The sequence below is a fragment of the Bradyrhizobium sp. genome, assembly GCF_035935975.1.
Taxonomy (GTDB): Bacteria; Pseudomonadota; Alphaproteobacteria; order Rhizobiales; family Xanthobacteraceae; genus Bradyrhizobium.
In genome coordinates this window covers 1-18,086 of the sequence record NZ_DASYWN010000036.1, presented here as the reverse complement: position 1 = coordinate 18,086, position 18,086 = coordinate 1, and the positions used below count along the sequence as shown (strand labels likewise).

17 protein-coding genes are annotated in these 18,086 nt (G+C 66.3%); 7 read left to right on the top strand and 10 right to left on the bottom strand.

The window, feature by feature from the left end; translation table 11 throughout:
• Positions 1-3 precede the first annotated feature (3 nt).
• A complete protein-coding gene (locus tag VGR99_RS19595) occupies positions 4-780 on the top strand; it encodes an arginyltransferase (RefSeq protein WP_326900605.1) in 777 nt (258 codons plus the stop codon).
• 164 nt (positions 781-944) lie between these two features.
• On the opposite strand, the gene VGR99_RS19590 is transcribed toward VGR99_RS19595, so the two are convergent.
• Complete coding sequence (locus VGR99_RS19590) at positions 945-2,294, bottom strand: Nramp family divalent metal transporter (protein ID WP_326900602.1); 1,350 nt, start codon at positions 2,292-2,294, stop codon at positions 945-947.
• Between the two features lie 170 nt (positions 2,295-2,464).
• Between VGR99_RS19590 and VGR99_RS19585 the strand changes: the two genes are divergently transcribed.
• Positions 2,465-3,709 (top strand): MFS transporter, encoded by a 1,245-nt coding sequence (locus VGR99_RS19585; protein ID WP_326900601.1) that lies wholly within the window; start codon positions 2,465-2,467, stop codon positions 3,707-3,709.
• A gap of 116 nt (positions 3,710-3,825) precedes the next feature.
• Here VGR99_RS19585 and VGR99_RS19580 read toward each other — a convergent pair whose 3' ends face one another.
• The gene (locus VGR99_RS19580; RefSeq protein WP_326900600.1) at positions 3,826-5,085 is read right to left on the bottom strand and encodes an adenylate/guanylate cyclase domain-containing protein; all 1,260 of its coding nucleotides are present in this window, start codon (positions 5,083-5,085) and stop codon (positions 3,826-3,828) included.
• A 166-nt stretch (positions 5,086-5,251) separates the two neighbouring features.
• Here VGR99_RS19580 and VGR99_RS19575 point away from each other — a divergent pair, with 166 nt between their 5' ends.
• Positions 5,252-6,409, top strand: coding sequence for an MFS transporter (locus tag VGR99_RS19575; protein ID WP_326900598.1), 1,158 nt, complete (start codon positions 5,252-5,254; stop codon positions 6,407-6,409).
• Between the two features lie 31 nt (positions 6,410-6,440).
• Entirely contained in the window at positions 6,441-6,632 is a 192-nt protein-coding gene (locus VGR99_RS19570) for a hypothetical protein (protein ID WP_326900597.1), read from the top strand.
• Positions 6,633-6,645: 13 nt separating this feature from the next.
• Here VGR99_RS19570 and VGR99_RS19565 read toward each other — a convergent pair whose 3' ends face one another.
• The 5 genes from VGR99_RS19565 to dmeF form a co-directional block, all read right to left on the bottom strand.
• The gene (locus VGR99_RS19565; RefSeq protein WP_326900595.1) at positions 6,646-8,709 is read right to left on the bottom strand and encodes a methyl-accepting chemotaxis protein; all 2,064 of its coding nucleotides are present in this window, start codon (positions 8,707-8,709) and stop codon (positions 6,646-6,648) included.
• A 76-nt stretch (positions 8,710-8,785) separates the two neighbouring features.
• A complete protein-coding gene (locus VGR99_RS19560; RefSeq protein ID WP_326900594.1) occupies positions 8,786-9,451 on the bottom strand; it encodes a hypothetical protein in 666 nt (221 codons plus the stop codon).
• Between the two features lie 334 nt (positions 9,452-9,785).
• Complete coding sequence (locus VGR99_RS19555; protein ID WP_326900593.1) at positions 9,786-10,664, bottom strand: DMT family transporter; 879 nt, start codon at positions 10,662-10,664, stop codon at positions 9,786-9,788.
• An 85-nt stretch (positions 10,665-10,749) separates the two neighbouring features.
• Complete coding sequence (locus VGR99_RS19550) at positions 10,750-11,592, bottom strand: N-acyl homoserine lactonase family protein (RefSeq protein WP_326900592.1); 843 nt, start codon at positions 11,590-11,592, stop codon at positions 10,750-10,752.
• A gap of 89 nt (positions 11,593-11,681) precedes the next feature.
• Positions 11,682-12,656, bottom strand: a complete 975-nt coding sequence (gene dmeF, locus VGR99_RS19545) for a CDF family Co(II)/Ni(II) efflux transporter DmeF (protein ID WP_326900591.1) — start codon at positions 12,654-12,656, stop codon at positions 11,682-11,684.
• A gap of 200 nt (positions 12,657-12,856) precedes the next feature.
• Here dmeF and VGR99_RS19540 point away from each other — a divergent pair, with 200 nt between their 5' ends.
• Positions 12,857-13,675, top strand: coding sequence for a chromate resistance protein ChrB domain-containing protein (locus VGR99_RS19540; protein ID WP_326900590.1), 819 nt, complete (start codon positions 12,857-12,859; stop codon positions 13,673-13,675).
• A complete protein-coding gene (chrA, locus tag VGR99_RS19535; protein WP_326900681.1) occupies positions 13,675-15,060 on the top strand; it encodes a chromate efflux transporter in 1,386 nt (461 codons plus the stop codon). Before VGR99_RS19540 ends, chrA begins: the two co-directional genes overlap by 1 nt.
• Before the next feature lie 152 nt (positions 15,061-15,212).
• Here the strand turns inward: chrA and VGR99_RS19530 are convergent, their stop codons facing one another.
• The 3 genes from VGR99_RS19530 to VGR99_RS19520 are packed head-to-tail and all read right to left on the bottom strand — an operon-like array spanning position 15,213 to position 17,193.
• Positions 15,213-15,896: an L-2-amino-thiazoline-4-carboxylic acid hydrolase gene (locus VGR99_RS19530; RefSeq protein ID WP_326900588.1), complete on the bottom strand. Its 684-nt coding sequence runs from the start codon at positions 15,894-15,896 to the stop codon at positions 15,213-15,215.
• 39 nt (positions 15,897-15,935) lie between these two features.
• Positions 15,936-16,322 carry a RidA family protein gene (locus VGR99_RS19525; RefSeq protein WP_326900586.1) on the bottom strand — a complete coding sequence of 129 codons (387 nt, stop codon included), beginning with the start codon at positions 16,320-16,322 and terminating at the stop codon, positions 15,936-15,938.
• Position 16,323: 1 nt separating this feature from the next.
• Positions 16,324-17,193: a VOC family protein gene (locus tag VGR99_RS19520; RefSeq protein ID WP_326900584.1), complete on the bottom strand. Its 870-nt coding sequence runs from the start codon at positions 17,191-17,193 to the stop codon at positions 16,324-16,326.
• Between the two features lie 128 nt (positions 17,194-17,321).
• Here VGR99_RS19520 and VGR99_RS19515 point away from each other — a divergent pair, with 128 nt between their 5' ends.
• Entirely contained in the window at positions 17,322-17,939 is a 618-nt protein-coding gene (locus VGR99_RS19515) for a LysR family transcriptional regulator (RefSeq protein WP_326900583.1), read from the top strand.
• Positions 17,940-18,086 lie beyond the last annotated feature (147 nt).

Here is an 18,086-nt window from a genome sequence, read left to right as displayed (position 1 = left end):
CCCTTGACCCAGCACTCGCGCGACACCCCCCAGTTTTACCTCACGGCGCCGTCCCCCTGCCCGTATCTGCCGGGCCGGCATGAGCGCAAGGTGTTTACGCACCTCGTGGGTGAGCGCGCCGGTGACCTCAACGACCTCCTGACCCATGGCGGGTTCCGCCGCAGCCAGTCGATCGCCTATCGGCCGGCCTGCGACCAGTGCCGCGCCTGCGTCTCGGTCCGGGTCGTCGCCAACGAGTTCCGCCCGTCCCGCAACTTCCGCAAGGTGATGGCGCGTAACGCCGACATCATCGGCGAGCAGCGCAGCGCGGTGCCGACCTCCGAGCAGTATTCGGTGTTCCGCGCCTATCTCGACGCCCGCCACCGCCATGGCGGCATGGCCGACATGACCGTGCTCGACTACGCCATGATGGTCGAGGACAGCCATGTCGAGACCCGCATCATCGAGTACCGCAAGCGCGGCCCCGACAGCGGCATCACCGGCCGCGGCGAGGAGCTGATCGCGGTGGCGCTGACCGACGTGCTCAGCGACGGCCTGTCGATGGTCTATTCCTTCTTCGAGCCGAGCCAGGTCAGCCGCTCGATGGGCACCTTCATGATCCTCGACCACATCGCCCGCGCCCGCCGCCAGGGCCTGCCTTACGTCTATCTCGGCTACTGGATCGAAGGCTCCAAGAAGATGGACTACAAGGCCCGCTTCCTGCCGCAGCAGCGCCTCGCCCCCTCAGGCTGGCTGCGCATCGACGCGCAGGGCGACGCGGCGTCCGAGCCGCAGGATTAGTTCTCTGTCATGCCCCGCCTAGTGCGCAATTGCGCACGGGGGGCGGGGCATCCAGTACGCCGCGGCTTCTCGGTTCTATCGCAGGTGTCTCGGAGTACTGGATCGCCCGCCCCAGTGCGCAATTGCGCACAAGGCGGACGATGACAACGGTATTTTGCGGACACTCACCCGAACAGCGTATCCACCAGCAGCTTCACGTTCAGAACCACGATGATGCCCGCGACGATCCACGCGATCGCGGCGACGTAAGGCGGTATCGCGAACTTCCCCATCTTGCGGCGATCGGAGACGAACCGCACCAGCGGGATGACCGCGAAGGGAAGCTGCATCGACAGCACGACCTGGCTGAACACCAGCAGATCCGCCGTGCCGCGCTCACCGTAGATTGCGGTGACGATAATCACCGGGATGATGGCGATGCCGCGCGTCAGCAGGCGGCGCGCCCAGCTCGGCAGGCGCAGATCGAGAAAGCCTTCCATCACGATCTGGCCGGCGAGCGTCGCCGTTACCGTCGAGTTGAGACCTGAGGCGAGCAGCGCCACCGCGAACAGTGTCGAGGCGATGCCGAGGCCCAGCAGGGGGGAGAGCAACTCGAACGCCTGGCCGATCTCGGCGACATCCGAATGGCCGCTCTTGTGGAACGTCGCGGCCGCCACCACGAGGATCGCGGCGTTGATGAACAGCGCCAGCATCAGGGCGATGGTCGAGTCCGTCGTCGCCCATTTGATCGCCTCGCGCCGGCCCTCCTCATTGCGCTCATAGGCGCGCGTCTGCACGATCGAGGAGTGCAGGTAGAGATTATGCGGCATCACGGTCGCGCCGATGATGCCGATCGCGATGTAGAGCATCTCGGAATTGGTGAAGATCTCGGTCTTCGGCATGAAGCCGCGCAGAACTTCCGCGACCGGCGGAGCGGCCGCCACGATCTGGACCGCGAAGCACACCGCGATCACGGCGAGCAGCGCCATGACGAAGGCTTCGAGAAAACGGAAGCCACGGTTCATCAGGAGCAGGAGCAGGAAGGCGTCGAGGGCTGCGAGCAGCGCGCCGCCGATCAGGGGAATGCCGAACAGCAGCTTCAGCGCGATCGCGGTGCCGATGACCTCGGCGAGATCGCAGGCGATGATCGCGGCCTCGCAGGCGAGCCAGAGCAGGAAGTTGACCGTCGGCGAATAGGTCGCGCGGCAGGCCTGGGCGAGGTCGCGGTCGGTGACGATGCCGAGCCGCGCCGCCAGCGACTGCAGCAGGATCGCCATCAAATTGGAGAGCAGGATGACCGAGAGCAGCGTGTAGCCGAACCTGGAACCGCCGGCGAGGTCGGTCGCCCAATTGCCGGGGTCCATGTAGCCGACCGAGACCATATAGCCCGGGCCGACGAAGGCGAGCAGCCGCCGCCACCACTGCCCCGCGGCCGGAATGGCCACCGTGGCGTTCACCTCGGCGAGGCTTTTGGTGGTCGGCGCATCGGCGCGCCAGCCGGTATCGGGGGTTAGATCGGGTGATCGGGCATCCATGCGGTCAGAATACCGAAGTCGAGGCTTATTGCAACTCATTTGCAACTGCATCTAGCCGCATCGGTTCCTCGATGCGGCTGCGTTTTACCCGCTCCTGTCGGGAAGCGGGTGGGTTTGGCCGGCGTCGGGGGCGAATACTGGCGCCAATCCGACTTTGCAGGAAATGCGCCATGTCAAATCCGCCCCGCCTCCCCGACACTTTCAGCCGCCTCGCGTGGTCCAACCTCGCCGCACAATCCGCCGAGCAGATCGCGCTGGCCGCCGCCCCCATCGTCGCCGTGCTGACGCTCGGGGTCGCTGAGGGCCAGACCGGCGCATTGCAGACCGCCCTGACCCTGCCCTTCGTGCTGTTCGCCATTCCGGCCGGTCTGCTCGCCGACCGCATCTCCCGCCGCTCGCTGATGGCGAGCGCCGAAGCGCTGCGGGCCGCCGCCCTCGCGACCATCGTCGTGCTGCTGGCGCTCGGCGGGCTCAATCTGCCGCTGCTGGCGCTGCTCGGCTTTGCGGCGGTGTGCGGCACCGTCGTCTACAGCGTGGCAGCGCCGGCTCTGGTGCCATCGCTGGTGAGCGCGGAGCTGCTGCCGGCGGCGAATGCCCGGATCGAGCTTGCCCGCACCATCGCCTTTGCCAGCGGCCCTGCGCTCGGCGGCGCGCTGGTCGGATGGTGGGGCGCAAGCCCGGCCTTCGGCTTTGCCGCGGCGCTCTCGGCGATCGCCGTGGTGCTGCTCTCCGGCATCTATGAGCCCGCGCGCGCCCCGGCGCCGCGACGCCATCCGTTGCAGGACATCCGCGAGGGCGCGGGCTTCGTCTTCCACCATGCGCTGCTGCGGCCGGTCTTCATCACGCAGTTCATCTTCAACACCGGCTGGTTCCTGCAGATCGCGGTGTTCGTGCCCTACGCGGTTCGCCATCTCGGCCTGACCGCCGCGGGCGTCGGCACGGTGCTGACCATGTACGGCATCGGCATGGTGATCGGCGCGCTGTTCGCAACGCGCGTGATGAAGCGCATCGCCTTCGGCACGGTAGTCGGCCTCGGCCCGGTCACGGCCTTCGTTGCCGCATTGGTGATGGCACTGACGGTGCTGGTCCCCTCGCCCTGGCTTGCTGGTCTCAGCTTCTTCCTGCTCGGCGTCGGGCCGATCCTGTGGGTGATCTCGACCACGACCCTGCGCCAGTCGGTGACGCCACCGCGCCTCTTGGGCCGCGTCTCCGCCATCAACATCATGAGCTACGGTGCCCGCCCGCTCGGCTCGGCGCTCGGCGCGATCGTCGGCGGCCTCTGGAGCGCGGAGGCGTGCCTGTATCTGGCAGCAGTGGTGTTCGGCGTGCAGGCGCTGGTGATCTGGCTGTCGCCGGCGGTGGCGCTGGACCGGCAGCCCAGCATGGTGGGAGATGAGGTGGCGGCGCGGTGCTAGGTGCGCCCATCATTGCGAGGAGCGAAAGCGACGAAGCAATCCAGAATCCCTCCGCGGAAACAACCAGGATTGCTTCGCTGCGCTCGCAATGACCGATTGTGTTGAAGCGGCGAAGCCTAATTCGCCAGATACCGCTCGTAGCTCCCCGTCACCGGCTCGTTCGCATCGACATCGGGGTCGAGCGTATAGAGATCCTGCGCATGGCCGATGCCGCGCAGCGCGTAGCGGCCGGTGGAGACGAGATAGCGACGCCCGGCGGCGTCCAGGCCCTTGTAGAACTCGGCTGAGGCCAGCAGCTCGCGGTCGACCGAGCGGCTCATCGAGGCGATGCGGCTGACCTCGTTGACGGTCGGGCCGACCACGGTGAAGTCGAGCCGGTCCTCGCTGCCGATATTGCCGTAAAAGACCTCGCCGACATGCAGGCCGATATAGGCGGACGTGGTGGGACGGCCGTCGGCCGCCCGGTGCGCGTTCAGCTTCGCGACGTTCTGACGGAACAGGTGCTCGGCGCGCAGCGCGGCGCGGCGGGCATGCGCCATGTCCTCACCGGTGAACATCGCCAGCACGCCATCGCCGATCAGCTTCAGCACGTCGCCACCGGCGTCGTGGATCGCGTCGATCACGGCCTGGGCATAGTCGTTGAGGAACGGGATGATCTCGTCCGGCCCGATGCTCTCGCTGATCCCGGTCGAGCCGCGCAAATCCGAGTACCAGAGCACGGCCTTGATGCGCTCGGTGACGCCGCGCGAGATGCGCCCGCCCAGCACCTGCTCGGAGGCGCCGCGGCCGAGATAGACCCGCCCCAGCGTACGCGCGATGTCCACCTGCTGCGCCGACTTGATCGCGAGCCCCAGCACCGGCACGAGATCGCGCATGGCTTCGAGCTGGGCTTCATCAAACCCTTCATCACGCCGCGTGGTCCAGCAGGAATAGAGGCAGTCCATCAGTCCGAGCGCGCCGTTCTCGCCGAAGCGATGCACGAAGGCCAGATAGTGCTTATGGCCCTTTTCGGCGAGCTCGCCGATCTGCGAGAAATCCATCGATGGCGCGTCGGCGAGATCGATCACCATCTCGTCGTGGCCGTGCTCGAGCATGTGGAAGAACACCGAGCGGCGCCAGCTCTTGGCGGCATCGCCTTCGGCGGTCGAGCCGTATTCGAACATTTCGCTCTCGTTGCTGGCGCGATCGCTCCAGCGGAAGCCGCGCCCCTCATAGATCGGATGCAGCGTGTCGATGACGACCAGCGCACGCGAGAGTTCCAGGCCCTCGGCGCGGCAGCGCTCGCAGAACCCGCGGAGCAGTTCGTTTTCGGGCAGGCCGGTGAGCCCCTGGCCGGTCAGCCAGTTCATCAGCGCCAGGCGGGAGGTCAATTGCATGCGCCATTATGGCGTGCATTCGTGACGAGCGAAAGGCCGCTTGCGAACGCCGCGCGACCAAGGCTCCCATCCGTGGCAGGTCGAATATGCCGCAGGCGCTGTTGACGCACTCGCGCCGCAGGCGGCAAATGGAACAGATGACACCGCCGACCATACGTACCGAGACATGAGCCAGCGCCAGCTTCCGATCATCCTGGCGCTCGGCACGACGCAGACCCTGGCCTGGGCGTCCAGCTACTACCTGCCGGCGCTGGTTGCCGATCCCATGGCGCACGACCTCGGCATCTCCACCAACTGGATCTTCGGCGCGTTCTCGGCCTCGCTTGTGATCTCGGCGATGCTCGGCCCGCGGATCGGACGGCAGATCGATCTCGTCGGCGGACGGCAGGTGTTGTCGGCCTCCAACCTGATCATTGCCGCCGGCCTGGTGCTGCTCGGCCTCTCGCAATCCGCAGCGGTGATGGCATTCGCCTGGCTCGTGCTCGGCCTCGGCATGGCGATGGGGCTCTACGACGCCGCCTTCGCCGCGCTCGGCCGGATCTACGGCACCGAGGCACGCGGCTCGATCACCGGCATCACGCTGATGGCGGGCTTTGCCTCCACCGTCGGCTGGCCGCTCACCGCCTGGGGCCTCGCCCATATCGGCTGGCGCGAGACCTGCTTTGCCTGGGCCGCCGCCAACATCGTGATCGGCCTGCCTCTCAACTTCTTCATGCTGCCGGCGATCAAGGGCGCCAAGCAGGCGGCGGCGACGGCGGAAAAACCGCATGTGCCGCTCGATCGCACCATGGTGCTGCTCGCCTTCGTCTTTGCCGCGGTCTGGACCGTCACCGGCGCGATGGCCGTGCATTTCCCGCGCATCCTGGAGGCAACAGGCGCGACGCATGTCGAGGCGATCGCGGCCGGCGCGCTGATCGGCCCGGCGCAGGTGGTGGCGCGCATCTTGGAAGCGAGCGTTCTCAGCCGCTTTCATCCGCTGTGGTCGACGCGGCTTGCCTGCCTCACCCACCCGATCGGAGCGGCCGTCGTCGCCATCTTCGGCGGCGCCGCCGCGAGCGCCTTTGCGCTGCTCCACGGCTCCGGCAACGGCATTCTGACGATCGCCCGCGGGACGCTGCCGCTGGCGATCTTCGGGCCGAAGGATTTCGGCTATCGCCTCGGTATCATCGGAGCACCGGCGCGGATGGCGCAGGCGGTGGCGCCGCTCGCCTTCGGCCTGCTGATCGACGTCATGGGCGCAAAAGTGCTGATGGTCTCCTCCGCGCTCAGCCTGTCGGCACTGGCGGCGCTGTTCCTGATCCGCGCCGGCAAGCGGCCGGATTGACCGCTTGGCTGCTTTCGCGCACAAGCGGGCCATGACCGACAATGACAGCCCACCGCCCCGCACCTTCAAAGGCCTCTTGCGCTGGGCAATGACACCGCCGCAGGCCTGGGGCGTCTATCTCCTCGCCGTCCTGCTGGTGTGGCTGCTGTCGTTCTATGCCGGCACGCTGAAGCCGAAGAAGACGCCGGACGCGAGCCCGCCTCCAGTGACCGCGCCGCGCTGAAACCTCTCGCGCGTCAGGCCGCCCGGACCTCCTCGACGAAGCTGCCGACCTCGCTCGTCAGTTGCTCGGCCTGTCGCGACAGACCGTCGGCCGCGCTCAGCACCTCGGTCGCCGCGACGCCCGTTTCCGTTGCCGCCTTGCTCACGCCGCTGATGTTCGCGGTCACGTCCTTGACCGATTGCGAGGTCTGCTGAACGTTGCGGGCGATTTCGGCCGTGGCCACGCCCTGCGCCTGGACCGCCGTCGCGATGACGTTCGAGATCGAGCTGACCTCCTCGATCGTCCCGCTGATGCCGCGGATGGCGTCGACGGCCTCCTTGGTGGCGTCCTGAATCTGCGTGATCTGGGCGCCGATCTCCGCCGTTGCCGACGCGGTCTGGTTCGCCAGCATCTTCACCTCGGAGGCGACCACGGCAAAGCCTCTGCCGGCCTCCCCGGCCCGCGCCGCCTCGATCGTCGCGTTCAGGGCCAGAAGGTTGGTTTGAGCGGCGATCGCCTGGATCAGGGTGACCACCTCGCCGATCTTCTCGGCGCCTTCGGCCAGGGTCTGCACGATCTTGTCGGTACGCTGCGCGTCGGCCACCGCGCGCCCGGTGATGGTCGAGGATTGCGCGACCTGGCGGCTGATCTCGCTGATCGATGCCGTCAGCTCTTCGGCCGCAGAGGCCACCGTGCTCGCACCGACGCTCGCTTCCTCGGCGGCCGCGGCAACCGTTGTCGCCTGCCCCTTGGTCTGCGTCGCGGTCGAGGACATCGATCGCGCGGTGGTCTCGAGCTCGGTGGCTCCCGACGCCAGCAGCGCCACCATGGCTCCCGCCTTGGCCTCGAAATCGCTGACCAGGCCTTCCAGGCGCGCCGTGCGCTTCTCCTTGACGATCCGCTCGGCGGCCTGCTCGCCGGCCAGCCTGTTGGTGGTAGCCATGGCCTCCTTGAACACCTGCACCGCAAGCGCCATGCCGCCGATTTCGTCCTTGCGGGCGGCGAACGGCACCTCGGCCTCTTCGTTGCGGGCAAGCCGGGTCATGACGTCCGAAAGCTTCGAGATCGGCGTGAGCAGATGACGCACGAGCAGCACCGAGGAAGCGGCCGACAATCCGAGCACGACCAGGATGGCCGCGCCGGCGAAGAGGATGCCGCCAAGCCCATCGGCTTCGTCGCGTTCGGCCACGGCCTGCGCGTCGCGCAGGGCGGCATCGCGGATCCCCAGCAGCGAGGCGTTCGCAGCCGTGGCGGATTTGCGCCAGTCGTCCACCGACACCTCGTAAGGCGTGCCGTTGAAGGCAGCCTTGGTCAGGCCGTCGCGCAGCGGCTTGTCCGAGCCGAAGTAGCGATCCCGGGCAACACCGACGCTGGCCCGCGTGTTCTTGGGCGCGAGAACGTCATCGCCGCGGTCGAGAATTTCAGCCCAGAGCCGCATCATCTGGCCATTGGCGGCGTTCATTTCGTCCCGCTCCGCCAGGGTGGCCGGACGGTTGGATGCCACCAGCCCCGAGATCAGCAGCGAGACCTGGCCGGCGGTCTGCCGGATCACCCAGCCCTTCTGTGCGACGTCGAGCAGGTTTCCTGCCGTGGTGCTCAGCCGCATCGTCGCCTTGATGCCGGACTCGAGCAGCTCGTTCAGGCTGGCCATGGCCTCGCCGTAGTCGCGCATGGCCTTGGCGGCGATGCCGCTGGGACGCTCCGTCAGCGGCTTCTTCCATTGCGAAGCGGCCTCCTCGCGCGCGGCGGCGATCTTCGCCGTGGCGGCCTTGACCCGCTGCGTCAGGTCGGCATCGCCGCTGCCGAGCGCCTCCAGCTTTGCCAGGGCTTCGTCGCTGGTCCGGCGATTGTCGGCAAACTCCTTGAGCACCGCATCGTCGGCCGCGGATTTTCCGAGCAGCGCGCGATTGACCGGCCCACGCTCGATGGTCAGGCTGCCGACGGCGTCGAAGCCTGCGGCGAGACGCGTCTCCAGGGCATGCGCCGCGATGGCGTCCTGGTAAGCGCTCCAGCGCTCACGCAGTTGCAGGCCCGACGTCAGGACGACGATGCCCGACATCAGCGCTGCAATCGCAATACCCGACCGCTTGATAGACATGCCCCGCTCCTCATTCGCATCAAAACCCGCGACGTGAGGACCGGCCCCCGCCAGCCCTCGCGCCCCGCACGTGTCGCTATTTCAGTTCGAACTCGACGAGCTCGACGGTCGACGTTCCCGCGTTTCGCATCGTCCGCACCGGACCCGTATTCTGCCAGGCGAAGTCGCCGTATTTCAGGTTGAGCTTGTGGTCCGGCTTGCCCTGCACGCCCTCGATCAGCACGCCGCCCTGCACCACGATCCGCACGCCGGGTGCGGCCTGCGTCATCGCGGGCGCAACCTCGCCCGGCTTCAGGATCAGCCGCCACGCCTGGACGCGGTGGTTGTCCATCACCGAGACATAGGGCTCGGGGCGAGCCTGCGGCGAGAAGCGGCCGGGCTCCGAATCGAACAGCTCGAATCCCATGATCCGAAAGTCGCTGGCGCCGACATTGGCGACCTGGTGCACGCCCGGCTTCTTCGTGTAGTTCGTGAACAACACTTCGCCGACCTTGCGCGGCGTGATGACGGGCTTGCCGCCGAGCGGCGTGCCCTCCGCATCCGAGACGGCCATGTAGACCTGAGCAAAGTCCCTTGTGTGACTGTGATAGGCCGCGATCTGTCCGGGCGGGATCGTTACATTCATGAACTGCAGATATTCGTTCTTGAACGTCTGATCGTGAAAGCTCGCGAACTCGATCGGAACGATCTCGGGATCGCCAGCGGCACTCACGCGCCGCGGCAGTACAGTCGCTCCAAGCACCGCGCAACACCCGCACAAGAACTGACGCCGTCCCATCGAATTACGCATATGCTTGCCGCTCTGTTGAATTACGCACGTCAGCATGCATATCGGCCGACTCTTTAAGGCCCGCTTAAATGAAGGCCTGGTCGAACTTCGGAGAACGCATGCCCATCTCCTTCGAGCGGCATGCCTGTTGAACTGATGATGAGCAGCATGCCGAAATGATGAGCAGCACAGTCACGACGCTTCGCTTGCATCTGCATCGATCTGCACGACGTCCCACGATTTTGAGGCAGACTGTTTCGTAAAATTGCGACGACATTTTTGTGTCGGTCGCAATGCGCGCGGCAGATCAATTCGGCTTCGCCTCGCTGGTTGCGATCCAGATGCCGGCGAACACGGCGACGAGTCCGATCAGGAGATTGGCCGTGATCGGCTCGCCGATCAGCAGCGCAGCCAGCAACGTCGCGGCGATCGGATTGACCGTCATCGTATTGGCAACGCGGGTCGGCGTCGCCCGCGCCAATGCCATGACCCAGAGGATGAAGGCGAGCGCGCCGCCGCCGGCGCCGAGATAGATGCCGGCGATCCACTGCGCCGTGGTGAAATGATCGAGCGCCGCAAAGCTGCCCTTCACCATCCCCGCCACGACAAGCACGGCGGCGCCCGCGCCCATGCCGACGGTGAGAAAGCCGAGCGCGCTCGAGCGCTGCATCAGCGGCCGCGACAGCACGTTGTAGAACGCCATGCAGAACACCGCGCCGGTCATGATCAGCTCGCCGCGCCAGGCGCCGGGCGGACTCTGCGCAAGGCCCGCGGCGAGCGCCGCCGTCACGCCGAGCACGGCGATGCCGACGCCAAGGATTTTTTGCCCGGTCAGCCGCTCAACGCCGAGGATCGCGCCGACCACCATGGTGTGGAGCGGCAGCGTCGCCAGCGCCAGGCTCGCGCGCGCCGCGGTCGTGTAGGACACTGCGATGTTGTAGAGGATGAAGAACAGGCCGAAGAAGCAGATGCCGAGCAGCGCCACGGCCGGCCAGTCCGAGCGTTGCGGAAAACGCACGCGGAGCAGCAGCGCGCAAGGCAGCAGGCAGAGAAAGCCGATCCCCCAGCGCAGGATCGCCAGCAGGACCGGATCGGCGCCGGCGACGAGATAGCGGGTGATCGCGGCGGCGGTGCCGCCGATGCTGCTCGAGACCAGCGCGATCGCAACGCCGAGCCACTCCCCCACGCCTCGCCTCCTGTCCCGGAGCCTTTTGGGAGCGGCTAGCACAATCCTGCTGCCACCAGTGTGGCAACAGGTGGCTCAGGGAAAGCTAGTCGTAAAACTCCGGCGCCATCTTCTGGCTGTCGCGCTGGGCCTTGTCGTGGTTGATCCAGAGCTGCGCCTTCTCCTTGGCGAGCGTGTCGGAGATCTTCTGCATCGAGGCTGCGCTCAGCTCCTTGCTGACGTTCATGCTGGGCACTCGGCGATTATCCCAATTGTCTTTGAAGTGCACGGCATCGCCCGAGAGCACCACCGCGCCGGTTTTCGGCAGCTTCACCAGCAGCGACTGGTGCCCCGGCGTATGGCCTGGCGTGGAGAGAATGGTCACGCTGCCGTCGCCGAACACATCCTTGTCGCCCGACAACAGCTCGACCGGATGCGAGGGCTTGAAGCGCGGCTCGTTGTTGGCGCCGGGCCAATCATACTCGGCCTTCTGCACATAGAGCGTGGCCTGCGGGAACAGCTCGACATTGCCGGAATGGTCCGGGTGCGTGTGCGAGACCGCCATCGCCTTGACGTCATCGGGCTTGAGACCGAGCTGCTCGAGCTGGCCGGCAAGCGTCTTCGGCCTGCGCCAGGCGACGGCCTTCGGATCGGCGGGCGCAAGACCATTGGGCATGGCCGCGACGGCATCGGCGATGCCGGTATCCCACAGGAACCAGCCCTTGGCGTGCTTGATCAGATAGCAGCTGTCGACGAAGTCCATCGTCTTGCCCTCGTTCAGGCCGGGCGTCCAGCGCGAGATGTCGCCGGCAGTGCCCTCCCCGCAATTGAGGACGTAGAGCCTTTCGACCCCGGTCTTTTCCGATTGCGCCATCGCCGCGTGAGCGGACAAGGTGAGCACGGCGGCGGCGAGAGCGAGCTTGATCTTGAACGTGATTCTGGACGTCATCCCTGGTCCCTCCTTGGCAAGCCCTCGGGTCGGCTGCGACCGAGGATCAACCCCGGCCGCGCCGCAGAATTCCACGCCCGCAGATCACGTCAATGCGGGCAGGTCTCGACCTCGACCGTGACGTGGCTGAGCCGCTTCAGCCCGGCAAGCCGCTTCTTGTAGACGGCCGGTTGCTTCGGCTGGTCCGACACCACCGACAGCAGCACGGCGCAATGGCCGGGACCGACCTGCCAGAGATGCAGATCGGTGACGCGATCGTCGCCGACCTCCATGCGCGCCCGGATCACCCGCTCCAGCTTCTCGTCGGCGCGCACGTCGAGCAGCACCGCGCCCGAAGACTTGATTAGGCCGAACGCCCAGCTCGCGATCACGGCGCTGCCGATCAGGCCGACGGCGGGGTCGGCCCAGACCCAGCCCGAATACATCGCGACGACGAGCGCCCCGATCGCCAGCACCGAGGTCGCGGCGTCTGCCATGACGTGGACATAGGCGGCGCGGAGATTGTTGTCGTGATGATGGTGGTGGTGATCATGGTCGTGGTCATGATCGTCGTGATCATGATGCGCATGGCCGTGGCCATGATCATGGCCGTGGTGGTGATAATCGTGGCTATCGCGCAGCAGCCACGCGCTGACGAGATTCACGCACAGACCCAGCACGGCCACCGCAATCGCCTCGCCATAGACGATCGGCACTGGCGTGATCAGCCGCAGCACGCTCTCATAGGCGATCTCGACCGCGATCAATCCCAGGATGATCGCGCTGGAGAAGGCGGCGAGATCGCCGAACTTGCCGGTGCCGAAGGTGAAATGCGCGTTGCCGAGGTGCCGGCGCGCGAAGCGGTAGGCGAACGCGGCAATCCCCAGCGCCGCCGCGTGCGTACCCATGTGCCAGCCGTCGGCCAGCAGCGCCATCGAGCCGAACAGCGAGCCGGCGACGATCTCGCCAACCATCATGACCAGCGTCAGCACGACCACGAGCCAGGTGCGCCGCTCGTTCTCGTCATGCTTCTCGCCCAGGAAGGCGTGGTCATGGGTCCACTGTTCAATGGAGTGGGAATGCATCGAATTCTCCAGAAGATTCAGGTCTGTTGGCGCCCATTATAGACCGGGCAAGGCTGATTTTCTAAGGCCCAATCACCGTGCCGATTGACAGCCATGCTTAGTTTCGCTGTAATCTGGGCCATGGGGATTTGAGCGATCTCCCCACGAGGCGACATGCCCAAGTATCGCGTCCCGTTCGGTTCCTACGAGGACGCACCGACATGTCTACATTCACGACTATTTCATCCGATAAGCTGTCGCGCCTGATCGGCACGGCCAATGCTCCTGTCCTGATCGACGTCCGCACCGAGCAGGATTTTGCCGCCGACCGGCGGCTGATTCCCGGCTCGATCAGGCTCAGCCACGAGACCGTTGCGGAATGGGGCGGCGAGTTTGCCGGCCGCTCCGCCATCGTCTCCTGCCTGCGCGGCGCCAAGCTCGCACAGGGCACCGCCGCTTGGCTGAGGCAGCTCGGCGCCGACGCCGAAACCCTGGAAGACGGTTTTGAGGGCTGGAAGGCGGCCAAGCTGCCGCTGGTCGATGCCCGCAAGCTGCCGCCACGCGATGCCAAGGGGCGCACCGTCTGGGTGACGCGGGCGCGGCCGAAGGTCGACCGCATCGCCTGCCCCTGGCTGATCCGCCGCTTCGTCGATCCCAACGCGGTGTTTTTGTATGTGGCGCCGTCCGACGTGGTCGCCGTCGGCGAGCGCTTCAATGCCGCCCCGTTCGACATCGAGAACGTGTTCTGGAGTCACCGCGGCGAGCTCTGCACCTTCGATGTCATGATCGAGGAGTTCGGGATCGCGACCCCGCCTTTGCTCCGGCTCGCAACGCTGGTGCGCGGCGCCGACACCGCGCGGCCTGACCTCGCGCCGGAAGCACCCGGCCTGCTCGCGGCCTCGCTCGGGCTGTCGCGGATGTACGATGACGACCTCGAACAGCTCGAGGCCGGCATGCTGCTCTACGACGCCTTCTACCGCTGGTGCCGCGACGCCACGACCGAGACGCACAACTGGCCGACCAACAAGGTCAAGGCGTGATGGACACCCGCGCCGATCCAACGGAAGCTGATGCCGGTCACGGCATCAGCTTCGGCGAAGCCTTTCGCGTCTGGCTCCGCGTCGCCTGTCTGAGCTTTGGCGGGCCCGCGGGCCAGATCGCGGTGATGCACCGCATCCTCGTCGAGGAGAAGAACTGGATCTCCGAGGGCCGTTTCCTGCATGCGCTGAACTATTGCATGCTGCTGCCGGGCCCGGAGGCCCAGCAGCTCGCGACCTATGTCGGCTGGCTGATGCACCGCACCGCCGGCGGCCTGATGGCGGGCGGGCTGTTCGTCCTGCCCGGCATCATCGCCATCATGGGCCTGAGCTACATCTACGCGGCTTTCGGCAATGTCAGCTTCGTCGAGGCGCTGTTCTTCGGGCTGAAGGCCGCGGTGCTCGCCATCGTGGTCGAAGCGGTCTTCCGTGTCGGCAAGCGCGCGCTGAAGAACCGCATCATGATCGCGCTCGCGGCGATCGCGTTCGTTGCGATCTTCTTCTTCGCGGTCCCCTTCCCGATCATCATCATTGCCGCCGGCGTGATCGGATATGTCGGCGCAAGGCAAGGTCGTCCGGAATTCGCTCCGGCCGGTCACGGCCATGGCGGCAGCGGTGCCGTGATCGACAGCATGCTCGGCGAGGCTGTGCCCGAGCATGTCCGCCCCGACACCGCGCGCGCGATCCGCACAACTGCCCTATGGCTCGCACTCTGGCTGGTGCCCGTGATCGCGCTGATCCTGGTCCTCGGTCAGGCCAACGTGTTCAGCCAGATCGCGCTGTTCTTCTCCAAGATGGCGCTGGTCACGTTCGGCGGCGCCTATGCGGTGCTGGCCTATGTCGCCCAGCAGGCGGTCGAGCATTATCACTGGCTGAAACCGCACGAGATGCTCGACGGCCTCGGCATGGCCGAGACCACGCCGGGCCCGCTGATCATGGTGCTCCAGTTCGTCGGCTTCATGGCGGCCTACCGCGATCCGAGCGGACTGTCACCGATGCTTGCGGCGACCTTGGGCGGCCTGCTCGCGACCTGGGTCACCTTCACGCCCTGCTTCCTCTGGATCTTCGTCGGCGCCCCCTATATCGAGCGCCTGCGCGGCAACACGGGGCTGGCCGGCGCGCTGAGTGCGATCACGGCAGCGGTCGTCGGCGTGATCCTCAATTTGTCGATCTGGTTCGCGCTCCACACGCTGTTCCGCGAGACCGTGCCGGTGCACGCCTTCCCGCTGAATTTCGACATGCCGGTGCTGCGAAGCGTGGACATCCCCGCGCTGCTGCTGGCGATCGCGGCGGCAACCGCGATCTTCCGCTTCAAGCTGGGGATGCTGACGGTGCTGGCGGGCAGTTGCGCTGCCGGTGTGGTGCTCCGGCTGGTGGGAGTGATCTGAGGCGCTGCTAGCCCCACCCTCCCTGTCGTCGCCCGGCTTGACCGGGCGACCCAGTACGCCGAGACAGTCGTGTTTGAACGGATGAGCCGCGGCGTACTGGATGCCCCGCTTTCGCGGGGCATGACACCGCCGTCGTAGGGGCAGACTGCCCCCTACCCCATCCGCGAGAACCGGAAATTGCAGTGGCTCGCGCCGCCGGCCAGCGTTTGCGTCCTCTCCAGATGGATGCCCCGCGTTGCATAGGCATCGAAATCAAGCCCGCAAATGTTCGGCAGGATCTCCTTGTCGCCGTGCCGCGCTGCGAATTTGCAGAAGCCGCAGGCCTTGTAGTCGATGCCGAACTCAAACTTGTCACCCGGACCGGGCGCGACGAAGTCGTAGACGAAATCCTCCGGAAACGCGTCCCGATGGCCGCTTGTCGCACTCAACGCCGCCTGGTCGCGCAGCAAGGCCTGGTTCTCTGGCGACATGAACTGACGTCCCGAGGCGAGACGTTCCGCTTCGGGCACCGTCAGCAATTGCGCCTTGTAGGTTTCCCGCTCGATCTCGCCGATCACGGGCAGCGGCACACCATGTCGCCGCAACACGCGGCTGATCGCCATGAAGCCGATCAGGCGCATGAAGAAATCGCTCATGCGGCTCGCCGCGCCGCCGACATAAGGCATCTGGGTAAGCACGATCTCGAACTCGCCCATCACCTCCTGCCTGATGCCTTCGATATCGGCGAGATGCGCGCGCTCGCGCAGCATCGCTTCCGCAAGATCGAGCCGCTGGCGCATGGCGGCCTCCATGGCACCGCGATGTGCCTCATAGAAGGGATGGACGGTCTCAGCCATTGGACACCTGACACATCGCAAGGTCGGCGACAGCGGCGATCATTCAGCCGCGATCGCCTCGATCTCCAGCAGCCATTTGCTGGCGACGGTTTCAACGACGACGACCGTCAAGGCGGGCTCGTGTTCGCCGAGCACCTTACGCCTGATCATGCGGTTGGGCACGAGTTGGCTCCGATCGGTCAGGAACGTCGTGACCTTGACCAGATGCCCCACGCCGAGACCGGCGGCGGCGAGCACCGCGATGACGTTGCGCCAGGCCTGCTCGCATTGCGCCTCGAATCCCTCCGGCACGGCGCCGTCGGTCTCCTCGGGCACCTGGCCGCTGACGAACAGCAGGCGCCGATGCTGGCTGAGCTCAACGCCCATGCTGTAACCACCGGCGGGCGGATGCACCGTTGCGGGATTGTGGGTGAGGATGTGAGCCATGTCAGTTTGCTTCCTGTTCGACGAATTCCAGCGCCAGCCCATGCGTGACGGCGGGCGGGACCAGCAGCATACGCCCCGTCATCGCGAAGCCGACGCCGTTGCTCTCCAATGTCCGCCGCGTCGCATCGAGATCGGCGACTGTGATGCGCGCAGCGCAGAAGCGTGGCGATGAGCCCCCTTCGACGCCCGGCAGCCGACGCGCCAGCTCGGACGGGCCGAGCAACGTGATCCGGTTATTGCGGTCGCCGACTGTCAGGCTATCGGGTGCAAGCTCGGCGGGGCCTTCCATGAGGCGCTCGAGGAAATCGCGATGGGCCGCCGGCTCCGGCGCCGACATCACGATTTCGACCACGCGCGCGGCGCCGTTGGCATGCCGCTGATATTCCGGCTTCCAGAACAGTTCCGGCGGATGACGCTGCTGGCACGTGAAGAACGCGATCCCGGGCATGGCGGGATCGGTCGCGAAGGCCAGGGAAAATCCAACGCGCGCCTTGCCTCCATCCGGCAGCACCGCATCGCGGCCAAAATCAAACGGCGCGTAGGCACCGATGCCATCGGCCCTGAAGCGCGCCGCATCGGCATGGGCGTCGGTGCTGTGCAGGACCAGCATCGACATGCCTTCGGCCTTCTTCAGGAAATCCCGGTTGTGGGCCGCGAAGCTGAAATGGCCTTGTGTTGCTGCGGGCACCAACGCCTCGTTCGTAACGGCCAGCAGCTCCACGAAATTGTCGCCGAACTGCGCAAGGCGATTGCTGGTTCCGAACGGATGCTCGCCTGCTGGCGTGAGGCTGAAGCCCAGCCTCTGCCAATCCTGCGCGGTCTGTTCGAGATCGTGGACGCAAACGACGAAATGATCCAGTCGGCGGGGCATGGGTTTCTCCGGATTGCGCGCCGACCGTATCCGGCGAGATCGCCACGGCACAAAGCATTATTCCTGCAGTTCAGCGCAAGAAAATCTATTGCAAGGCCGCAGGCGATCGGTGTCAAACTTGCCGTGCGATGACCTACACCCTTCCGCCGCTCAACGCGCTCCGCGCCTTCGAAGCCGCCGCGCGCCATCTCAGCTTCAAGCTCGCCGCGCACGAATTGCACGTGACGCCCGCGGCCGTGGGGCAGCAGGTGAAGGCGCTGGAGGCGCGTCTCGGCGTGCAGCTGTTCGAGCGGCTGCACAAGCAGCTCGTCCTCACCGCGGCCGGCCAGGCCTATCTGCCCGGAATATCCGACGGCTTTCGTCGCATTGCGGATGCGACCTCGCGATTGAAGCCGGCGGGTGCGGTGCTGCTGCAGCTCGGGGTCCATGGCGCCTTCGACCTCCGCCGGCTCGATCTGGCGGAGTTTCGCAGCGCGCATGCGGAGATCGGCTTGCGCGTGCTGCAGCCCGCCGGCCTGCACGAGCTGGTCGAAGGCAAGGTCGACGTGCTCATCGCGCGCGGCCTCGGCCACCATCCCGGCTATCGCTGCGACCGGATCGATGAGGGATCGGGTCTCGGCGACTGGCTGATTGCACCCGAGGGCACCGCGGATTGCCCCGAGATCGTCAGCTTCCGCGAGTGGCTGCGCGCCCTGTCGGCCAAGGTTTCGCTCGGCAACCGCCGCCCTCGCCTCGTCGGCACCTAGCAAATTGCCCGTCGAGGCCGAGCAAGAACTCGGCATTTCGGGGAGTTGATGTACGATTCTGTTCATGACGAATCGCACATTCAAGTCCGGCGAGAGCCGAGAGCAACTCAGTCTGCTTCCAGCGCGGGTTGAGGACTATGTCGGGGC

What these genes read in the sequence shown, in the direction of transcription:
- VGR99_RS19565 (WP_326900595.1), bottom strand. Translation starts at nt 8,709, where the DNA reads ATGTCTATCAAGCGGTCGGGTATTGCGATTGCAGCGCTGATGTCGGGC.
- VGR99_RS19570 (WP_326900597.1), top strand. Translation starts at nt 6,441, where the DNA reads ATGACCGACAATGACAGCCCACCGCCCCGCACCTTCAAAGGCCTCTTG.
- chrA (WP_326900681.1), top strand. Translation starts at nt 13,675, where the DNA reads ATGGACACCCGCGCCGATCCAACGGAAGCTGATGCCGGTCACGGCATC.
- VGR99_RS19530 (WP_326900588.1), bottom strand. Translation starts at nt 15,896, where the DNA reads ATGGCTGAGACCGTCCATCCCTTCTATGAGGCACATCGCGGTGCCATG.
- VGR99_RS19580 (WP_326900600.1), bottom strand. Translation starts at nt 5,085, where the DNA reads ATGCAATTGACCTCCCGCCTGGCGCTGATGAACTGGCTGACCGGCCAG.
- VGR99_RS19540 (WP_326900590.1), top strand. Translation starts at nt 12,857, where the DNA reads ATGTCTACATTCACGACTATTTCATCCGATAAGCTGTCGCGCCTGATC.
- VGR99_RS19525 (WP_326900586.1), bottom strand. Translation starts at nt 16,322, where the DNA reads ATGGCTCACATCCTCACCCACAATCCCGCAACGGTGCATCCGCCCGCC.
- VGR99_RS19520 (WP_326900584.1), bottom strand. Translation starts at nt 17,193, where the DNA reads ATGCCCCGCCGACTGGATCATTTCGTCGTTTGCGTCCACGATCTCGAA.
- VGR99_RS19590 (WP_326900602.1), bottom strand. Translation starts at nt 2,294, where the DNA reads ATGGATGCCCGATCACCCGATCTAACCCCCGATACCGGCTGGCGCGCC.
- VGR99_RS19575 (WP_326900598.1), top strand. Translation starts at nt 5,252, where the DNA reads ATGAGCCAGCGCCAGCTTCCGATCATCCTGGCGCTCGGCACGACGCAG.
- dmeF (WP_326900591.1), bottom strand. Translation starts at nt 12,656, where the DNA reads ATGCATTCCCACTCCATTGAACAGTGGACCCATGACCACGCCTTCCTG.
- VGR99_RS19515 (WP_326900583.1), top strand. Translation starts at nt 17,322, where the DNA reads ATGACCTACACCCTTCCGCCGCTCAACGCGCTCCGCGCCTTCGAAGCC.
- VGR99_RS19550 (WP_326900592.1), bottom strand. Translation starts at nt 11,592, where the DNA reads ATGACGTCCAGAATCACGTTCAAGATCAAGCTCGCTCTCGCCGCCGCC.
- VGR99_RS19585 (WP_326900601.1), top strand. Translation starts at nt 2,465, where the DNA reads ATGTCAAATCCGCCCCGCCTCCCCGACACTTTCAGCCGCCTCGCGTGG.